Source organism: Paenibacillus qinlingensis (assembly GCF_031455095.1).
GTDB lineage: Bacteria > Bacillota > Bacilli > Paenibacillales > NBRC-103111 > Paenibacillus_E > Paenibacillus_E qinlingensis_A.
The window spans coordinates 255,719-275,136 of the sequence record NZ_JAVDSB010000001.1; the positions used below are offsets into that span (position 1 = coordinate 255,719).

Sequence of the window (19,418 nt, forward strand, 5' to 3'; positions counted from 1 at the left end):
AAAAAAGAGAGCAACCCTAGAAAACATTTGAGATGATTAGGATTGCCCTTGAATGTGGAGGAGTCTAGGACTTCTATTGGAGAAAGGTTTTTTCAAATTCAGCTTTGAGCCTCTGGGTAGTTGGACCAGGTGTACCCGTACCGATGACTTGTCCGTCGATTCGTAGAATGGATGTAATCTCTACCGTCGTTCCTGTTATGAAAACTTCATCTGCTTGCAAAAGTTGATTGGTCGTAAAGGGTTCCTCTTTGACTTGTATATGTAAAGCATGTGCTAATCGAAGTACGACTGCACGCGTAATACCATGCAAAATCAAGTGATTCGCAGGATGCGTGTAAAGAACATCATCTTTGATTATCATCAGGTTCGATGCGCTGCATTCGGTGACCGTTCCTTCTCGATGCAAGATGACTTCTTGGACGCCATGATCTAGCGCAGTTTGTTTGGCGAGCACATTAGGAAGCAAGTTCAAGGTTTTGAGATCACAGCGCAGCCAGCGAATATCGGGTTGCGTGATGGCTTGGATACCATTTTGAATCGTGGTGAGCGGACGCTTTACCTCAGTGCAATAAGCCAATACAATCGGCTCAGCTTGTGTAGGGAAAGGATGTGCGCGAGGCGCTTCTCCGCGAGTGATTTGCATATATACCGTACCTTCGACGAGGTTGTTTCCTTGAATGAGTCTATTGATGATGTCGATGATTTCTTCGTTGCTGTATGGTAATTGCAGACGTACCTCGCTTGCTGTGCGTTCGAGCCTCTGTATATGCGCTGCTCCTTCATAAATCTGGCCATTGTAGACGCGAAATACTTCGTAAATCCCGTCACCGAAATAATAGCCGCGATCGTCAGGTGAGATTTGAATGTCTTGTTTATGCACGAATTCGTTTTTATAAAAATAATACATGTGGTTTCACTCCTTTTATAAAAAAAATATTTACGGAACATATGTTCTAAAAAATGGGCTGATGTGGTATCCTACTTATAGGTTAACAAAGGAAGAGAGAAGCGTCAAAGCTAGTAAATTCGTGACTAGAGTGAATTTGGTTCTTTTGCCAATGGATCATCCATATGTTGTGTAGTATAATAATTTGGCACTACCATATATTGAGAAATGCGGGATACCGAATCTCGTAGTGATTATCTTAAATGCAGCTGTATATGCACTTTATTAGGAGGCTTATGTTCATGGGGAATGTGTATGAGAGTAAGAAGCTAACGGGATTGAGTGAGAAGATATTTTTGGATCGCTACGCACTTAAAAATGCAGACACGAGTCATGCAAAGGTTGGGGATACCGTTCTTGTCCTCACCAAAGATGATCCTAAATTTCCAGCCAAAGAGGTTGGCGAAATTATTAGCCGTGAAGGAAATACCGTAAAGGTTCGTACACGCAGCGGGGAAACCGTGGAATCTGCGGTTGAGAAGCTAACGTTAAATATGGAGAAAACACCAGAAGAAATGTGGGACCGTTTGGCTGGCGCCATGGCATCCGTTGAGAAGACAGCGGAGAAACGTCAGGAATGGACGGAGAAGTTCAGATATATTTTAAATGATTGGAAGCTTGTTCCTGGAGGCCGTATTGCAGCAGGAGCGGATGCCAGTGATGAGTTGACGTTATTTAACTGCTACGTAATTCCTTCACCGAAGGATAGCCGTGGCGGCATTATGAATACGCTGACTGAAATGACAGAAATTATGTCACGCGGCGGTGGCGTTGGGATCAACCTGTCTTCGCTTCGTCCGAGACGTTCTGTCGTGAAAGGTGTTAATGGCTCTTCCAGCGGTGCGGTCTCTTGGGGCGGATTATTTAGCTACACGACGGGCTTAATTGAGCAAGGTGGAAGTCGTCGCGGGGCACTGATGCTGATGATTAACGATTGGCATCCAGATTTGGAGGATTTCATTACGGTGAAGTCCACGATGGGACAAATTACGAACGCGAACTTATCTGTGTGCGTAAGTAATGGCTTCATGAAAGCAGTGAAGGAAGATTTGGAGTGGGAACTGGTGTTCCCGGATACAACAGATCCAGAATACAATGAGTTATGGGATGGCAATTTAGACGCATGGAAAAAGCTAGGCAAAGCGGTTAAGCCATATCGTACTGTGCGAGCTCGCGATGTATGGCATTCCATTATTGAATCGGCATGGAAATCAGCTGAACCTGGTGTAGTATTCTTGGAATACTACAATCAAATGTCCAACAGTTGGTATTTTAATCCGATTATTTGTACGAATCCGTGTGGTAAGGTAGCCTAATTTGCCTCACGTTAAACATCGCGGAATAAAGCGGGAAGGCTGAGAAGCTAATCCGAACCGAAGGCTGGAAATAAAGAACCAGTCAGGGGCAGAGCATAGATGGTGAACCTGCATGAAAGCAGAATATAACCCATCCACGAGGCCGCGACACTTAAAGAATTCAAGCGTCTTATCCCCTAATGATATTTTGAAAAAGGAGGTGAATAATTTGAATAGAGGTTACAGTGGATATTATCGAGAAACTTTCTTGAGAAGTTCATACGAGTACGCATATGCTAGATATTTAGATTACTTTGGCATTAAATGGATGTATGAAGAAAGAACATACAATCTGGGATATAAAGATTATAAACCTGATTTTTTTATTTACGATAAGCAGAATACTTTAATAAAAATTGTTGAAGTAAAACAAAGAAATCTAAAAGTTATTATTAAAACGAAAAAAGATCTTGAACGCTTGAAATCGATGTATGGTATCTCTGCAGAGATAGTATCTTACGAAGAATTACTACTTTTGTATAAAGAACTTCCAATGTCACTTACTTCAACTTTAAGTCATTGGATAGATTCAGAAGAGACAACAATTAATAAAAAATGGGAAGGGTCCCTTAATCCACATTTTAATCGAAAGCATAATGAAAACACTAAAAAGTACATTTCTGATAAAACAAGAGAACGATGGAAAGATCCCTTTCTTCGAAATAAAATGTTGGCTGGCTCTTTAAAGGGTGCTGAAGCGGTAAAAGCAAAAAAAGGAACGTGGATAAAAGTTCCAAGGGTAACTCGAGTCTGCGAGTTTTGTGAAAAAGCATTCAGTACATTAGATACGAGCGTACAAAGATTTTGCAGTGATATTTGTGGTGGTAAATATGGTTTTAAGCTAGCTACTGCAGCCTATACGAAAAATAGGCAAAATGTTCATTGGAGAATTAGAAGCTATGTACTCGATTGGACGAAGAAGAATAGCGAGTATGTCGAAAATATTCCGAATAACAGAATAAAATCGAGCTTGCAGCCATTACTTAATGATATTGCTAACAATTACGATGTGAATGATATAAGAGTCGTTACTATTGCTGTTTTAGGGGAACAGCTAGGACGAAAAGAACTTTTAAAGTTCTTAAAAGATGCTTTGAATGATAAGTGAAAAGATATGCCGACCTAACGGGAATTGAACCGTTAGAACTATTGGATAAAAAGCCGATAGGATAACAAAATTGGAACAAGGCTTACCTGCATGGGGTGTTTGTAATTTATCAGCTATCAATCTGTCGAAGTTCTATGATGCGGAGAAACATGATGTAGATTGGGAAGAACTTGCTACTGTCGTGCGTTACTCAACGCGTTTCCTAGATAACGTGATTGATAAAACGCCGTATCATTTTGAAGAAAATCGAGCAAATCAACAAAATGAGCGTCGTGTAGGACTGGGTACGATGGGTCTGGCAGAGCTTATGATTCTTTTGAAAATACGTTATGGAAGTCCAGAATCACTCGTGTTCTTAGACAAGATTTATGGATTCATGGCGAGAGAAGCCTACCTGGCTTCCTCTGAGATTGCAGGCGAGAAGGGATCCTTCCAAGCCTTTATCGAAGATAAATTTATGGAAAGTGGCTTTATGCGCAAAATGACGGAGGTCTATCCAGAAGTTGGCGCTTCCATTCGTCAGCAAGGTATGCGTAATGTAACCGTCATTACACAAGCTCCTACTGGGAGTACGGGTACAATGGTCGGTACATCGACAGGGATTGAGCCATATTTCGCCTTCGAATACTATCGTCAAAGCCGCCTAGGTTTCGATAAACAGTATGTGCCGATTGCGCAGAACTGGAAGGACGCCAACCCTGATCAGGATCTGCCGGACTACTTTGTTACCTCGATGAGCTTGTCCGCTGAGGATCATATTCGTGCACAAGCTGCTATTCAGACCTGGGTGGATAGCTCGATTTCCAAAACGGCTAACTGTCCAGCAGACTTCACGGTTGAAGAAACCAAACGCCTCTATGAATTAGCGTTTGATCTGGGCTGTAAAGGCGTGACGATCTATCGCGATGGCAGTCGTGATGTTCAGGTGTTGAGTACAAGTTCTGATAAGAAGGAAGAAGTGAAGGCAGAAGCTAAAGAAGTGCAGCCTGAAGTAGCGCCAGTAGCTGTCGCGGCGGAAGCTGTTGTGGAGAAAGAAAGCTTTGCTGCTATTTCTGGCAAGCTCGCAGTGAATGTAGATGCGAAGACGGAGCAAAGCTTCGACAAACAATACAAGCGCCGTCCGCAAATTCTGCGTGGCGCTACTTACAAAGTGAATACACCATTCGGTATGGCATATATCACGATAAATGATATGAACGGAACACCGAGTGAGATTTTCCTTAACGTTGGAAAAGCGGGATCTGACGTGTTCGCGATGTCCGAAGCACTCGGCCGCGTGTGCTCCTTGTTCTTGCGTTATGGTGATCACGGTGACAAAGTGAAGCTGCTCGTGAAGCACTTGAAAGGCATTGGCGGCTCCGGCGCCATTGGTTTCGGGAATAACCGCGTGGAATCGATCGCAGACGCGGTTGCCAAAGCGCTCGAACAGCACGACGAAGTGATGAGCGAGCCTGACGACGCGCGGAACTATGTGACCGCGACGAGTGAAGTTGTTGGGGCCGCGCCTGTGGCGGCGGCTGCGAACGGGCACTCGGCTCCGAGCGCGACGAATGTCGCAGCGATGGACCTGTGCACGTCATGCGGTTCCGCTTCGCTGGTGAACAGCGAAGGGTGTAAGAATTGCGTCAACTGCGGATATAGCAGATGTAATTGATGGAAAATCCAGGGCGGGGGCCCTGGATTTTTTTTTTTTGTTATTTTTTTATTTATAGTTTGTTGTATGTTTCAATTTGTTTCTTTAACTAGTTAGCATTTTTATTTGAAATTCACGCCGGTTTCAAATCACGATTATTGTCATTTGTATCATTGCTAGGATGGCCAAGTTCATGTGCTTGTTTTTGCAAATAGAGCGACCAAAAATGAACAAGTTGAAGCCCATCAATCAATTCTACATCGACTTCTTTTGCATACTTTTGTGCGTTTGAAGTAAACCCACTTGTTGTGAGTACAATACCACCACTAGCATTCTGTTTGACAATTTGAGAATGGATAATAGCTATTGGGTCAAACGATACATCCTCTTTATAGCATTTTACTTGAACAAGAAAGAGACCTTTACTCCGTTGATGTTCGATGTCTACCCCATAATCACCCGAACTTTCTGTGACATATGTGGTTCCTCCATATATTCCTTCTAGAATATCGGCTACAAAGTATTCAAATTCGTAAGGACTGTTCTTTATAAAGTTGCTAGTTAAGGTCTGGTTGCTTAATTCGACTTCTTTCTTGTCTTCTTTTTTAAAGCGATAATACAGACCCATTGCAATTGTTTTATACATTTGGTCATTCGTATGTTTTCGAAATTGTTCTCGCCTTTTTACTACTTATTCTCGATCAATGTTGATTGATGAGCTAGCACCAACCATGTTTGAATCGCGTGAATATTAAATGATTTATATTGGGATCTGAGCTAATGCAGAACAATCGTTAAAACATTCGAAGGGCTGCCTCATAGCAGCTCTTCACTTCTTTTACAGGAATCATTGTTCAGCAACATAAAGAATTATGAGTACAAGGGAGTCTTCTAGTAAAAAGTGTTGACGAATCTCCTTTGCTTTGTCATAATATTATTAATTAAGTGTGATCACATATCACAAATCACATATCTTGGAGGCGGAAGAATGAGTAGTGACATCATTAAAGTACTATCGGTGAATAACGAAGTGTATGACCGCTTGAGAGAGCGGATAACCCTTGGGGTGATTCCGCCCGGGAAGAAAATTTCGATCCGTACGATTGCAGAGTTGTTTGGTGTTAGCACGATGCCAGTGCGAGAAGCGCTGCGCATGTTGCAGGCGGAAGGTTTTATTACTTTCGAAAGGCGCAGTGTTACCGTTAACGAACTGTCAGTTGAGGAAGTGAAGCAAATGTTCACCATTCGCAAGCACCTTGAGATGCTTGCCGCGGAGTGGTCTCTTGAACAGGTAACACATGATGACTTTGGGGCTTTGGAAGATATTTTAGAATCGATGGCCAACCCGAACATGGACGTTACAGAATGGAGGAAGTTGAATAAACTCTTTCACTTACGATTTTACGAATGTTCCAAATCCTCGCATGTGCTCGAGCTAATCAAAAATGTGTGGGATAAGGTGGAACCTTACATGACAATCTATTCGTCATCGGTGGACGATTTTCAAGAAGCGCATATTCAGCACCGCGAGATTTTGGATTTGATTCAGCAGCGTAACCTCCCCTTGCTTCTAGAGAAAATAGCCGACCACCTGAATTATACATGTGACGTGGTTTCAAAGGCTCTATCCAATAAATAGTAAACTAAGTAAAGAGGTGAATGCCATGCCATGAAGTGTTGTGTGATTAAGGCGGGAAGGAAAAAATGGAATTGAAAATTAACGGAGGTGTATTCAGATGAGTCAAGCATCAGTTGATAATGAGCTCTTTGAGAGCGAGTACGAACATTCAGCCGTTCCAGCGGATAAACGAAAGTCCTTGTTATCGGTTATGTCCGTGTGGGTAGGATTTCCAATGATTATTACTGGTGCTGTTACAGGGGCTACGCTCGTGCATGGGTTGGGCTTCTTGCGAGGCATACTTGCAATGGTTCTTGGTAATGGGTTGCTATTTGCTTATGTTGGGCTTCTAAGCATACTTGGGGCAAAGGACGGGTATAATTTCTCCTTACAAGCTTCAAAGACGTTCGGACGAAAAGGGTACATGGTTTCTTCCGCACTTTTATCTACACTCGTCATAGGGTGGTTTGCTGTGCAGACGGGATTAACCGGCGTTAGCATGGGCAGTGCATTTGGTGTGAATCAAGTGCTAATCGTGGTGATAGCGGGCATTTTATATTTACTGCTGACTCTGTTAGGTATCAAGGCATTATCTATTATAGGAATAATATCAGTACCTTTATTTCTTGTATTAGGAGTGTACTCGGCAATAGAGGCTGTTGGGAACGGCCATGCAGTTATGAGCTATGCTGGTAATCCTGATTCCCCATTGGCTTTCTGGGTCGGTGTCACGCTTGTATTCGCATTGTTCGCCGACTCGGGAACGATGACGTCTGATTTTACTCGATGGGCGAAAAATCGCAATCACGCTGTAATCGCGACCTTTGCTGCATTTCCCATTTCAAATTTGATTGCAATGATCGTCGGAGGCGTTATCGCGGCAGCAACATTAAGCGGCTCGGGTGATGTATTCGGTGTCATCGTTGTAAAAGGAGGCATTTTAACTTGGATTGCGGTGCTGTTTCTGTTCGTTAATCTAGGTACGGTCTGCTCACACTGCTTGTACAATGGAGCCGTCGGTTGGTCGCACATTACTGGGACGAAGATGCGCACAATGACAATCATACTCGGCATTATTGGAATTCTGGTTGCAGCGCTTGGCATTTGGAGCTATTTCGTAAACTGGCTGAATCTCCTTGGCGTGATCGTGCCGCCGATCGGTACGATTATCATCATGGACCAATTAGTAACTCGTAAGACGTCGACTGCAATCGACGGCAATATTCGCTACCAACCCTTCCTTGCTTGGGGAATTGGTTCAACTGCTGCTCTTTTCGCCAACTATCAGTTCCCTAGTGTATCCACTGCGATTTGTGGGATAATCATATCCGCTATTACTTATTGGATGATTTCTAAAAAGTCATCCGTCGTTGCTCCCAGAACGGTAGCATCAAAATAATAACAGAACTAGCAACGAGAGAAGCGTCTGCCAACGCGTCTCTACGACCAAGACAAAGAGATTCATTGTTGACATTGTAACATACTTGCTCAGACAGAAGAAGGAGTTGATTATATGAGTACTTTTACATATATGGAAGCTACCGTGGAGTCGTTCCACGAAGCTTTGAAAGCGAAGACAGTTACCGGAGCAGATTTAGTAGGATGGTATCTAGATAGAATTGAGTCTTATAATAATCAGGGCCCTAGCATACAAGCGATTGTAACTGTCAATCCCTCTGCGATGGAAGAAGCGAATGCGCTAGATGCTTATTTTGCCGAAACGGGCGAGTTCAAAGGTCCACTGCACGGGGTACCTGTGTTAGTGAAAGACCAAGCCGAGACGGCTGGTATTCGCACAACATTCGGCTCTATAGCGTTCGCGGATTACGTACCAGAACAAGACGCATCGCTTATCAAGCGACTCCGCCAAGCCGGGGCGATAATCCTCGCGAAGACGAGTATGTGTGATTTTGCTGCAGGGTGGTTCTCCTTTTCGTCCATGACAGATCACACGAAAAACCCGTACGATCTGGCACGGGAATCCGGGGGCTCAAGCGCGGGTACGAGCGCCGGTATCGCCGCTAATTTCGGTTTGATCGGCGTCGGTGAAGATACGGGTGGCTCGATTCGGTTACCATCTTCCTTCAATAACTTGTTCGGCCTTCGCGTCACGACCGGTTTGATTAGTCGGAACGGGTTTTCCCCGCTTGTGCATTTCCAAGACACGGCGGGTCCGATTACGCGTACGGTTCAAGACTCTGCGAAGTTGATGGACGTCCTCGTCGGCTTTGATCGGAACGATGTGTTTACGGCTGCTACTGCTCAAACCGCGCATGCGGGGCAGTACGAGGCCATGCTCGAAGGCGCAAGCATGAAGAAGTACCGAGTAGGCGTCCTCTCCAGTGCATTTGGACCAGACAGTGATACGGACTGTGCTCCTGTGAACGACCAGATTCGTTCGACTGTTGCCTGGTTAAAGGAGCAAGGCGTCGAGGTCGTGGAAGAGCTCGAAATCCTTAATATGGATCGATGGATTACCGAAACATCGCTATACACCTTGCAGTCGAAAAAAGACATAAACAACTTCTTGCAGAAGCGTCCAAGCGTCCCACTCAAGAGCTTCAAGGAAATATACGATGCTAAAGCGTTTCATCCCATGAACGACTTGTTCCACGATATTATCGCCGGTCCCGATGAGCCGGAGAGTGACGAGAACTATTACCGCTACCGGGTACGTCAAGAGGAATTCCGTCGCGTCGTCGTTCACTTGATGCTGGACAATGAAGTAGACTTTCTGCTCTATCCGACTGTTCAAGTACTGCCTCCGAAGCGCGAGGAGTTGTACGCTCAGAAGTGGAGTTGTCTAAAGTTCCCAACGAATACGGTCATAGCTTCACAATCTGGCCTTCCGGCTATGTCAATTCCCTCAGGCTTCGCCGGTCATCTCCCCGTAGGCTTTGAATTAGTAGGTAAGCCGTTTGCAGAAGCGGATCTCTTGCGGTTCGCTTACGATTACGAACAACATGCTTCTCCAAGGAGAGAACCAGGGCTGTGAGTAGTGCAATAGATCTAAATTGTGACATGGGGGAAAGCTTTGGCGTCTATCGGTATGGGGCCGACGAAGAGATGATGGCACTGATTACTTCTGCCAACATTGCGTGCGGCTTTCATGGTGGGGATCCTCGTATCATGCGGGAGACGGTGGTACTCGCTAAAAAGTATGGTGTTCGAGTAGGTGCACACATCGGACTGCCAGATCGTGAAGGCTTTGGTCGCAGGTATATTCAAATGTCGCCAAATGAAGTGTATGATCTTACGTTGTATCAGCTAGGGGCGCTCGATGCATTCCTTCGTGCGGAAAAAATGTCTATGACACACGTAAAGCTTCACGGAGCCCTCTATATGATGGCATCAGACGATCTGGCGCTTTCCAAAGCATTCGCTGAGGCCGTTTACGTCTTTAACCCTTCGCTGAGCGTATTTACCCTGCCAGGTTGCAATACTTCGATGAGTGCAGCGCGCCTCGGCATTCGGGTCATTCATGAATATTTCGCCGATCGACCCTACACGGATGGCAAGGTGAAGATGTTCGGATGGACGCTCAATGAGATTGGTTCGCCTGTGGAAATCGCATCGCGCGTGGCTAAGATGCTAGAGGATCGTGCCTATGCAGGTATCGGGACGATCTGTGTACACAGTGACACCGTCGGAGCTCCAGCTATCATGAAAGCGATTCGCGACCAGCTATTGCATGTGGTGGATCCTCAAGAATGACAATGATGTTTCTTTAGGAGGCTTTTTCCGTGAATTGGTTTAGGAAATGGATGCACGTTAACCCCGTTCCTGATATACCGGAGGATCACAATTCTAAAGAAGAGAACACAAGGTTTACTTCAGACCTTGAAAATAATGAATTGGTTTTAAAAGAAATATTCAATAACAGTTCTGAACATCACGACTAAAAATGGAGTCCTATACGATTGGGGAACTTACTTAAACTCAAATCGTTATTAGTTATAAAGGAAGCATATAAAGATCAATGTTGATAAGAAAATCACGAGCGCCAATTGGGTATCGTGATTTTTTTGTGTTCTTCGATTGTTTTACGACATTTCATCTTACAAACTCTATATTAAACGACAAATTATAATACAAAAAGTGCCAAAAATTAAATGCAATAACATCAGAAATAATACTTAAAAAACGACAAAACAAGTTACAACTCACAATTTTTTTTATTAATAATTTTGTCAGTAGTTGGATGATTAATTGTTGGATGATTAATTGAATAAGCAGTAAAAAGAACTCAGAAGGCTAAAATGTGTTTTGGTATTAAAGGACACTTGCTTGTTGATTCCAAAAGTTACGCTCATTTCGATCCTAAGTATGAAACGCTCAAGTACACGCGTGTAAATGCTCATCTAAAGGAATATTTCCAGCTCAATAACATTTGTCATCGGGGAAATGGGCAAGCGTTGACTATGCATAGGAAAATAAACCCCATACATTATTGATATGAATCGATATAATCTCATCCTTTCTGAGTTGAAATAATTGAAAAAATGGCCGAATTATGCTATAATTCCAGTAATACGACGTAAAAGGAGGTGAAATCGAATGATATCTCACGTTTGCTTTTCTAATCGATATTTTACTGTCGTATTTATTGCTATCTTTATGATTTTCGCCACGCCGACTCCCGTAGCGGAATCTGGTCTTAATGAATCCGCTCGGACAACGGTACAACAGGGGATAGAGTTTTATTCGAACCACACGACAGTTCGTAAACAAATTTCCTCATCCGAAATGCTTCGCTTATTGACGCATATTGCAGCCTTGGCCGCTATTTTACAAGGTCTATTGTTGGCTACTCGTTACACACGGATTATATCGCATCTATTGTTTCATCCTCTGATTGCCCGCCGGTTAACCCGGATGATTTTATCCCCTCTCAAGTTTACATCGATTTACGTGTAGTGTTGTCCCCCTCCAGTTGTTCGTTTATTTCTAATACCCAAATGTTGTTGTTACCATTAAAAAACGCAATTCAACCAATTTTGACCGTTAATGGCTCTTTTCAGCTATGTCCGACGTTTCTTTGTGCTGGGCACAAAACGAAAACATGATGAAGATTTGCCGTTTCTATACATGTGTACCTCATATGCTGTTTAGCTTCGTTAAAAAAACGAGTAGCTAAAGGTCTGTTTGTTACTGTTAAAAAAATGACTTAGACGGTAGCTTATTTGTCATGGCTAAAATTTACCATTCAGGAGGAACTATAAAAATGACTATTAGAGAAAGCGATCTTCCGGGGATCGGAAAGAAGTTTCAGATTAACACTCGTGGGGGAGATAAACTGGTCATTGTTGTCCATGATGATGGAAGACGAGAGTGCTACCATTTTGACGATGATTCTCTGGATGAGAGTATTTCCATGATTACGCTTGATGACGACGAGGCCCGCCTTGTCGCCGGCATCATCGGCGGTATGACCTATAAACCGAAGGCGCTCGAATCAATAGAAATGGCGCTGGATGAGCTTATTATTGAATGGTACCGTGTAGAGCTCGATTATCGCTGTATAGGCAAAACGATTGGCGAGCTTCAAGTGCGCCAACAGTCGGGGGCAACTATCATTGCCATTATCAAAAAACATACGAAACAGATTAATCCAGGGCCGGATGTAGTTCTTTCTGCGGATTCGACAGTAGTAGTAGCAGGTGAGAGGAGGCAGCAGAAACTTTTTAAACAAATATTAATGAATGGAAGTGAGTGACCAATGAACTACATTGTCTTTGAGATTGGGGTGGCGATTGCACTTATTGCGTTATCCGGTTTGTTATCAGCTAAGCTTCGTTTTTCCGTTATCCCGTTTTATATATTGGTTGGTATGGCTGTAGGACCGCATTCATTTGAGTGGTGGCATATCGATTTGAGATTCATTCAGAGTACCCCATTTATCGAATTTCTTGGTCGGATTGGCGTCTTATTCTTGTTATTCTACCTTGGATTAGAATTTTCCGTTGGCCGATTGATTAAATCCGGACGGACCATCGCTGTCGGAGGTACGATTTATATCCTAATTAATTTTACATTAGGGTTGTTATTCGGCTACATGTCGGGACTGCCGGTTCTGGAAATGCTTGTTGTTGCAGGCATTACGACGATCTCTTCTAGCGCAATCGTAGCAAAGGTTCTCGTTGATCTCAAACGGACAGCGAACCCCGAGACCGAAATGATTCTAGGAATCATTATGTTTGAGGATGTGTTTCTCGCTATTTATATCTCGGTTGTCTCCGGACTGGTTCTAAGCGGTTCGTCGTCACTAGGGGGTATCCTGACTTCTGCCGCCATGGCACTGGGCTTCATGCTTTTAGTGCTTATCGTCGGTCGTAAGGCGGTTCCTCTGCTTAACAAAGCACTGAACATTCGATCCAATGAGTTGTTTTTGTTGGTGATTTTCTCCATTTTGTTTATTATTGCGGGATTTTCGGAAACCATTCATGTGGCAGAAGCGATAGGTGCACTACTGGTAGGTCTTGTACTTGCCGAAACCGAACATATGAAGCGAATCGAGCAACTCATTCTTCCGTTTCGTGACTTCTTTGGCGCCATTTTCTTTTTCAGTTTCGGTTTGAACATTGATCCTTTTTCCCTTGGAGGAGCCGTTTGGTTGTCGTTAGCAGCTGTGTTGCTAACTTTGATAGGTAATTTTATTGCCGGAATGTGGGCCGGGCGTATAGCTGGGTTGTCATCAAAGGCTTCCGTGAACATCGGCTTAACTATCGTGTCTCGAGGAGAATTCTCCATTATCATGGCTAATTTGGCCAAAGCAGGCGGTTTGCTGCCCATTGTGCAGCCATTTGCCGCATTATATGTTCTGATTTTGGCTGTGCTGGGTCCGTTGTTAACCAAAGAAACCAAGCTGATTTATACTGGGATGGAAAGGATAGGCAAGTTAATGAAGTTAAAGCGTAATAAGAAAATAAAAGAGAAAGCAGTGTCGCATGAACGTTGAGTTGTGCAGCCGTTTCGTAAGAAGAACATCTCACCAAAACTTGTAAGGAGGTTTTGAGTATGCGGTTTGTTCATGTGATTTGGGGAAGATTGGTCCAAGGTTCGTCGTGGCAGCGTTTAATGAGAATTACAAGCAGCTCACCCGAGCTTATCATGAAAGCGATTCAAGCAGAGGGGCGTGAAGTGAAATTGCTAAGGAGCCATAAGGATTACAGTGGCAAAGAGCTGCACATCCTGCAACTATTCATCTATCGTCTGGAAGAGCTCACGTTGACGGATATCATCCGCGAGATAGATCCTGAAGCTAAGGTTGATGTAATGCAGCTGTCTGTCACACGAACACCGAGAAGCGAATGGAAACGGCATTCGCAGAAGGATGTTCCGGATGTTTCCAAGTACGGCAACGAGTTTTCGGACTAGTGGCTACAAGAGATGGCCCTTCCTTTTCGTTGACTCTTCCAACTGTTTTTATTAAATAACGTAGTGACAAATGATTTGCGTGCACCCTACTTGGGTGGACGTCTTTTTTATTGAGTTTTCAAGAAAAACCATGAAAAAAGTCTAAATATCATTAAATTAAGGGTGATATCAACTAATAACTATCGTCGCAACAAATGACAATTCGATTACAATGCTTGATTTGAGTTTGTTTAAGTACCTATTTGAACAATCAGGGACTATATACGGTACTAGAGTACAAGTTTACAAGCGAAAACTCTCGTAACCCTCCCTTGTCCCAGTAGACGAAAGCTTATTGGGAATATTTTTTACATTCAAGTAAGTTTGTTCCCCAAGTATTGACAGCGTTATTAATCATCCTTCATAATTAAACTGACTAGTCAGTACAAAAGTGGAGGGTTGTTTATGATGAGTTGGGCGAGCCAATACAAATTGCTTCCTCTAGAGCGGTACAAACAACAACGAGCTGAGGGAGCAGCCGTGTTCAATCTTGCTAGTGGATCATGGTCCATCTACACACATGACGGTGTCAAAAAAATCCTTGCTGATTACGCGTATTTTTCATCTCAGATGCAAGCGAATCCCACCGAGAACGAACCGATTGAGAGCAGCATCTTAAGGCAGGATCCTCCCAAACACAAGCAAATGAGATCGCTCATCGCGAAAGCATTTTCTGCTAAGGTCGTAGAGGCCATGGAACCACAAATCAGAAAAATCGCGGAGGAATTGTTGGATCGTGCCGCATCCTCGGGAGGCCTCGAAGTGGTCAGCGAATTGGCTAGTCCGTTGCCGGTAATTGTCATCGCGGAGCTGTTAGGCGTCCCTTCGGAAGACCGAGAACTGTTCAAGGGCTGGTCAGATGATCTCGTCGGAAACGATTACTCACGTTACTTGCAATGCCAGAAAGAAATGACGGCTTATTTCCGCATCCAAATCGAGGAGCGCCGCAAGCAGCCGAAGAACGACTTGATTACGGCGCTCGTGCAGTCTTGTATGACGGATGATAATGGACTTAGCGAGCTGGAAGTGATCGGAATGTGCATTCTGCTGCTCGTTGCGGGGAACGAAACGACGACCAATCTCATTTCGTCGATGATTTTGTGCTTGGAAAGCAGTCCGGAGACTTACAAAGACCTTCGCACAGATCGAGCGCTAATTCCAGGAACGATCGAGGAAACGCTGCGTTTTTGTTCTCCCGTCCAGGTCATTGAGCGCAGAGTCAAGGCGGATATCTTTTGGGATGGACATTGGATGCAAGCGGGACAAAGGGTTTATACTTACATTGGAGCGGCAAATCATGATGAAAAGGTGTTCGTCGATCCGGAGCGATTCAACGTCAAACGTAGTCCTAACCCGCATTTAGCTTTTGGTCAAGGTATTCATTTCTGCTTGGGGGCGATGCTAGCGCGGCTTGAAGCGAAAGTGGTGCTAAACGTCATAGTTGATCGTTTGGAAAGTTTACAGCGTCTCGATGATGGCCCTATTGAGAGGTTGGATAGCGATATGATGTTTGGCATTAAGCAAATGAGGATTAAAATATGAATGAAGGCTTCACTTCATTTGATTATGGAGGTAATGAATATTGAGCAGAAATAAAATAATAGAAGCCGCTGCTCGAATGTTTTCGCGCAGCGGCTATCATCGGACCAGCATGGATGAGATCGCGTTGGAGGCAGGCGTTGCCAAGGGAACACTTTACTATCATTTCCCGGGAAAAGCTCAGATGTTCCAGGCACTCATTACGGAAGGTCTGCAGAAGATCACAGAAACGATCAGGTCGGAGATTGACCGGGATCGTTCGCTTCGAGAGCAGATTGAGACGGTTATTCGGTTAAACGTAGATCTTTACTTGGAATACAGCGAGTTGGCCCATATTTTCTTTAACGAAATATCTAACGGTATCGAGGAAGAAGCGCTGTTGGCGGTACGGAAAGAACGGAGCGCGTATATTCAATTCATTGCCGATATTCTCGTCGAAGCGGGTATTCCGCCCGAAGAAGGCCCACTGGCTGCGGCCGGCTTTCTATCCATGATGAACGGTTTATGCAGCTATTATTTAAGTCGTTCAAATGAAGTGAAACGCGAGCAAATCGATCGCCTGCTGTACGCCTCGGTCACGGCGGTATTAAGTCCGACGTGAATATGGAATGACGCATTAATGCTTTTATGGGTGGTATCGAGCGTTCGAAGAATAGAGTTTAAGATATTCTAACCAAGGTCCATACTCCGGTATGGGCTTTTTCGTTATGGTTGTCGGAAGAACAGCTTACGCTTTGATTACAACGAGAACGACGCCAGATCATCCACTGCAAAATGCGGTCACGGCTCCTTGGTAGAAACGCAGCATGGTGAGTCGTCCACTGGGTGATGGGAGCGGGCTCAGTCCATTAGGACAAGAGACTTATCTGCCGAAGATGTCGCTAACCTCTTTGCACAACCAGAGTCTAGTTGCAAGGCGAATTCCTTCCAAGACAAAGCGAGAATAGCAGCTGAAAGACAGCGAGTGCTGAGAGTAAAAACAGACGAAAAACGAGACTGGTCAGACAGAGAACGATGGTGTACCATAGATTACACAGCTTTCTTTGTTTGCATGGTTGCTAGTCACTCCAATGAAACCATACGAAGAAGGTATTTTTTGTCTAGAGAAAGAAAAAACACGATTTATCCTTTTTTGTGGAGGAATTAACAGTGATTGTAAGTACGAAACTTCAGATCCCCCATATACGAAATACTATGGTATCCCGTCCGAAGCTGATGCGCAAGCTTAATGAGGGGATGGAAACCAAGCTGATGCTTATTTCCGCGCAGGCTGGTTATGGAAAGACAACAGCTTTATGTGAATGGGTGAAACAATGCAGCGCGCTTGCTGCGTGGGTCTCTTTAGATAAGCATGATAATGAGTGGATTTCATTTTGGAGTTGCGTAACGGCCTCCATTCAGGAGAGAATCCCGGGCTTTGGCCAAACGAGTGGGTGTCTTATTGAGAATGGACCGTCGGAGTCTTCAGAGCCTATGATTAAGGAACTTTTGAATGAATTGAATCATATAACCGGTGAACTGGTAATCATACTCGACGATTATCATGTCATTGAACTCCCCGATATTCACCAATCATTGAGCTACTTACTGGAACATTTACCTCCTCATATTCATCTTTATATCGCTAGCCGTACCGATTTGCCGATTCCTACTACCAGACTTCTGGCGAAGGGTGAAATGCATTATATCCAAATGCAGGATTTACGCTTTGAACTGGAAGAGGGGTTTGTATTTTTTCGAGATACGACGGATTTATCGCTAACGAAAGGGCAAGTAACCGAGCTGTTCCATCAAATTGAGGGTTGGGTCAGTGGATTGCAGCTGGCGGCAATCTCTCTGAAACGCAGTACGAATATAAAGCAGTCCATCCAGCAATTTACGGGTCAACAGCATCATATATCCGATTACTTGTTGGAAGAAGTGTTCCTGCATCAGTCGGAAACCATGCGGTCCTTTTTATTGGAAACGTCCATTTTAAGTAGAATGAACCATTCTTTATGCCAAGCAGTAACGGGACAAATGAACAGTCAAGAGCAATTGGAGAAACTGGAGCAGCAAAATTTATTCATTATACCCTTAGACGAGGGGCGGAATTGGTATCGATATCACCATTTGCTTTCCGATTTCTTGCGACAGCTAGGGTCCAGAACGGATTCGGAGAAATGGAATCAAGTGCACATCCGCGCGGCGAATTGGTTGGAAAAACATGGGTTTGATGAGGAAGCGGTGGAGCATTATTTAGAAGGCCAACAGTTTTTGGATGTTATTCGGTTGATCGAGAAAAATCCCCCTGCCTTGATGCAATCGAAGAGTGATGCGTTGATGAGGTGGATAACTGTTTTACCAGAAAGCTCCTTTGCAGAGAAGCCAATGATTGAAATGTTTTATATAGCCGTAATGTTGCTAGGAGGTAAGAGGGAAGCCGCTATTCAGAGAATGGAGCAAACCAAAGTTCGGTTTGAAGCACTGCAAGGGAAATTACCCGATGTAGACTGGAATATGGTTATGGGTAATATCTATTTCTATTGCGGTATGGCCTCTTATATCCAAAATGACTTTGTGCGAGCGTCGGAATATTTGGTCCTTACCGAACGATATATGCCAGAGGGAAGCTATTTTCAGGTGATGGGGGTAAACCGGTATGAAGGGTATAGTAGGAATTATGATCAATTAACTTTAATTAAAGATCTGTATGCGGCGGAAGACTTCATTTTAAAATGGATTAAAGCATGGGAGCATAAAAGGAATTATCCTTTCATTGGATATTTTTACTTGGCATATATCCATTTGCTGTATGAGTGGAATCGGTTGGAGGAGGCAGAATTTAACTATGGTCAGTCATTGGGGCGCATAAACCATCAGCCTCTTGCACGAATTATGATCCAATTAGACATCGCTGCATCGCGGATTGAGCAAGCCAAAGGAAATCCAAAGCGAGCGTCCGAACTATTGGTGCAATTGAAGTCAAAAATTGATTCACCCGATTACGCTTTTTTTGTAGTGAAAATCGAAACGGAACAAGCTTATCTATCTTTGCGGCAAGGCTCACTCCAAGCTGCGCTTGATTGGTCGCAAAGGTGCGGTCTTGCGCACACGGATGAGGTTTCATTGAACCTTTTGGCTGAGCATCTGATTTTGGCTAGAGTGCTTGCGGCGTCCGAACGAATAGAAGAAGCTCTGTACCTGTTGGAAAGATTATATCTCTTGGTACGCAAGGGAGACTGTCTCCGTGATCACACAAAAGTATTAATTGTGCAAAGTGTGACGCTATGGCATTCGGGTCAAACGGAGGCTGCGCTCATTCAATTGGGCACTGCTTTGGATTTGGCTAAGCCAGATGGATATATTCGTAGTTTTATTGACGAAGGTTCTGTAATGGCGGAGATGCTTAACGCTTATTCAAAGGTTCAGGAAGATAGTAATTCTTCTTCGGGTTACTATGTAAAGCAACTGTTGCGTGCTATGAATGATACACCAGAGGATGATCAATCACCGAAAGGAAAACTTACAGGGCAGGAAATTAAAATTTTGCTGCTAATTATGGATAGATTGATGAACAAGGAAATTGCTGAACGTCTGAATATTACGGTAGATACCGTGAAATATCATATTAAAAACATCTACACGAAGCTTGGGGTAAACAATCGTAAACAAGCACTGGAACGTGCAAAGCAATTATAGAGACTTGGTTAAAATGCCTATTCTGTTTTTACAAAACCTACCCCTGGCGGGTAGGTTTTTTTTTGTTTATTTTAATTTATAGTAGATGTGAATGTCGAATCTAGACAAAGGTGAGTGAAACA

The 19,418-nt window shown here is 43.8% G+C and carries 14 protein-coding genes and 2 pseudogenes; 14 read left to right on the forward strand and 2 right to left on the reverse strand.

The genetic code is table 11. The features are described from left to right. Window positions 1-73: 73 nt before the first annotated feature. Window positions 74-907, reverse strand: coding sequence for a D-amino-acid transaminase (gene dat, locus J2736_RS01170; RefSeq protein ID WP_310222717.1), 834 nt, complete (start codon window positions 905-907; stop codon window positions 74-76). A 281-nt stretch (window positions 908-1,188) separates the two neighbouring features. Here dat and J2736_RS01175 point away from each other — a divergent pair. The 3 genes and pseudogenes from J2736_RS01175 to J2736_RS01185 form a co-directional block, all read left to right on the forward strand. Then, window positions 1,189-2,253, forward strand: a pseudogene (locus tag J2736_RS01175) (adenosylcobalamin-dependent ribonucleoside-diphosphate reductase); the annotation flags it as partial. A gap of 217 nt (window positions 2,254-2,470) precedes the next feature. Continuing rightward, window positions 2,471-3,409 (forward strand): PDDEXK family nuclease, encoded by a 939-nt coding sequence (locus J2736_RS01180; protein ID WP_310222718.1) that lies wholly within the window; start codon window positions 2,471-2,473, stop codon window positions 3,407-3,409. Between the two features lie 73 nt (window positions 3,410-3,482). Continuing rightward, window positions 3,483-5,063, forward strand: a pseudogene (locus tag J2736_RS01185) (TSCPD domain-containing protein); the annotation flags it as partial. A 112-nt stretch (window positions 5,064-5,175) separates the two neighbouring features. Here the strand turns inward: J2736_RS01185 and J2736_RS01190 are convergent. Further along, window positions 5,176-5,688 carry a restriction endonuclease gene (locus tag J2736_RS01190; protein ID WP_310222719.1) on the reverse strand — a complete coding sequence of 171 codons (513 nt, stop codon included), beginning with the start codon at window positions 5,686-5,688 and terminating at the stop codon, window positions 5,176-5,178. A gap of 342 nt (window positions 5,689-6,030) precedes the next feature. On the opposite strand from J2736_RS01190, the gene J2736_RS01195 reads away from it, so the two are divergent. From J2736_RS01195 to J2736_RS01245, 11 genes are all read left to right on the forward strand, one after another. Beyond that, a complete protein-coding gene (locus J2736_RS01195; protein WP_310222720.1) occupies window positions 6,031-6,681 on the forward strand; it encodes a GntR family transcriptional regulator in 651 nt (216 codons plus the stop codon). A 97-nt stretch (window positions 6,682-6,778) separates the two neighbouring features. Then, window positions 6,779-8,059, forward strand: coding sequence for a cytosine permease (locus tag J2736_RS01200; protein ID WP_310222722.1), 1,281 nt, complete (start codon window positions 6,779-6,781; stop codon window positions 8,057-8,059). Window positions 8,060-8,173: 114 nt separating this feature from the next. Beyond that, entirely contained in the window at window positions 8,174-9,655 is a 1,482-nt protein-coding gene (locus tag J2736_RS01205; protein WP_310222723.1) for an amidase, read from the forward strand. Then, window positions 9,652-10,374, forward strand: a complete 723-nt coding sequence (locus J2736_RS01210) for a 5-oxoprolinase subunit PxpA (RefSeq protein WP_310222725.1) — start codon at window positions 9,652-9,654, stop codon at window positions 10,372-10,374. Before J2736_RS01205 ends, J2736_RS01210 begins: the two co-directional genes overlap by 4 nt. 843 nt (window positions 10,375-11,217) lie before the next feature. Then, entirely contained in the window at window positions 11,218-11,577 is a 360-nt protein-coding gene (locus J2736_RS01215; protein ID WP_310222727.1) for a hypothetical protein, read from the forward strand. A gap of 307 nt (window positions 11,578-11,884) precedes the next feature. Further along, entirely contained in the window at window positions 11,885-12,376 is a 492-nt protein-coding gene (locus J2736_RS01220) for a cation:proton antiporter regulatory subunit (protein ID WP_310222728.1), read from the forward strand. A gap of 3 nt (window positions 12,377-12,379) precedes the next feature. Continuing rightward, complete coding sequence (locus J2736_RS01225) at window positions 12,380-13,618, forward strand: cation:proton antiporter (protein ID WP_310222730.1); 1,239 nt, start codon at window positions 12,380-12,382, stop codon at window positions 13,616-13,618. Window positions 13,619-13,677: 59 nt separating this feature from the next. Continuing rightward, on the forward strand, window positions 13,678-14,037 hold the full coding sequence (locus J2736_RS01230; RefSeq protein WP_310222732.1) for a hypothetical protein: 360 nt from the start codon (window positions 13,678-13,680) through the stop codon (window positions 14,035-14,037). 444 nt (window positions 14,038-14,481) lie between these two features. Continuing rightward, window positions 14,482-15,618, forward strand: coding sequence for a cytochrome P450 (locus J2736_RS01235; protein ID WP_310222734.1), 1,137 nt, complete (start codon window positions 14,482-14,484; stop codon window positions 15,616-15,618). A gap of 40 nt (window positions 15,619-15,658) precedes the next feature. After that, window positions 15,659-16,216, forward strand: a complete 558-nt coding sequence (locus J2736_RS01240; RefSeq protein ID WP_310222736.1) for a TetR/AcrR family transcriptional regulator — start codon at window positions 15,659-15,661, stop codon at window positions 16,214-16,216. A gap of 548 nt (window positions 16,217-16,764) precedes the next feature. Continuing rightward, window positions 16,765-19,296 (forward strand): LuxR C-terminal-related transcriptional regulator, encoded by a 2,532-nt coding sequence (locus J2736_RS01245; RefSeq protein WP_310222737.1) that lies wholly within the window; start codon window positions 16,765-16,767, stop codon window positions 19,294-19,296. Window positions 19,297-19,418: the final 122 nt, after the last annotated feature.

Excerpts from the sequence above, each read along its gene's own strand:
- J2736_RS01225 (WP_310222730.1), top strand. The coding sequence starts at position 12,380 with ATGAACTACATTGTCTTTGAGATTGGGGTGGCGATTGCACTTATTGCG.
- J2736_RS01190 (WP_310222719.1), bottom strand. The coding sequence starts at position 5,688 with ATGTATAAAACAATTGCAATGGGTCTGTATTATCGCTTTAAAAAAGAA.
- J2736_RS01230 (WP_310222732.1), top strand. The coding sequence starts at position 13,678 with ATGCGGTTTGTTCATGTGATTTGGGGAAGATTGGTCCAAGGTTCGTCG.
- dat (WP_310222717.1), bottom strand. The coding sequence starts at position 907 with ATGTATTATTTTTATAAAAACGAATTCGTGCATAAACAAGACATTCAA.
- J2736_RS01205 (WP_310222723.1), top strand. The coding sequence starts at position 8,174 with ATGAGTACTTTTACATATATGGAAGCTACCGTGGAGTCGTTCCACGAA.
- J2736_RS01235 (WP_310222734.1), top strand. The coding sequence starts at position 14,482 with ATGATGAGTTGGGCGAGCCAATACAAATTGCTTCCTCTAGAGCGGTAC.
- J2736_RS01195 (WP_310222720.1), top strand. The coding sequence starts at position 6,031 with ATGAGTAGTGACATCATTAAAGTACTATCGGTGAATAACGAAGTGTAT.
- J2736_RS01215 (WP_310222727.1), top strand. The coding sequence starts at position 11,218 with ATGATATCTCACGTTTGCTTTTCTAATCGATATTTTACTGTCGTATTT.
- J2736_RS01220 (WP_310222728.1), top strand. The coding sequence starts at position 11,885 with ATGACTATTAGAGAAAGCGATCTTCCGGGGATCGGAAAGAAGTTTCAG.
- J2736_RS01200 (WP_310222722.1), top strand. The coding sequence starts at position 6,779 with ATGAGTCAAGCATCAGTTGATAATGAGCTCTTTGAGAGCGAGTACGAA.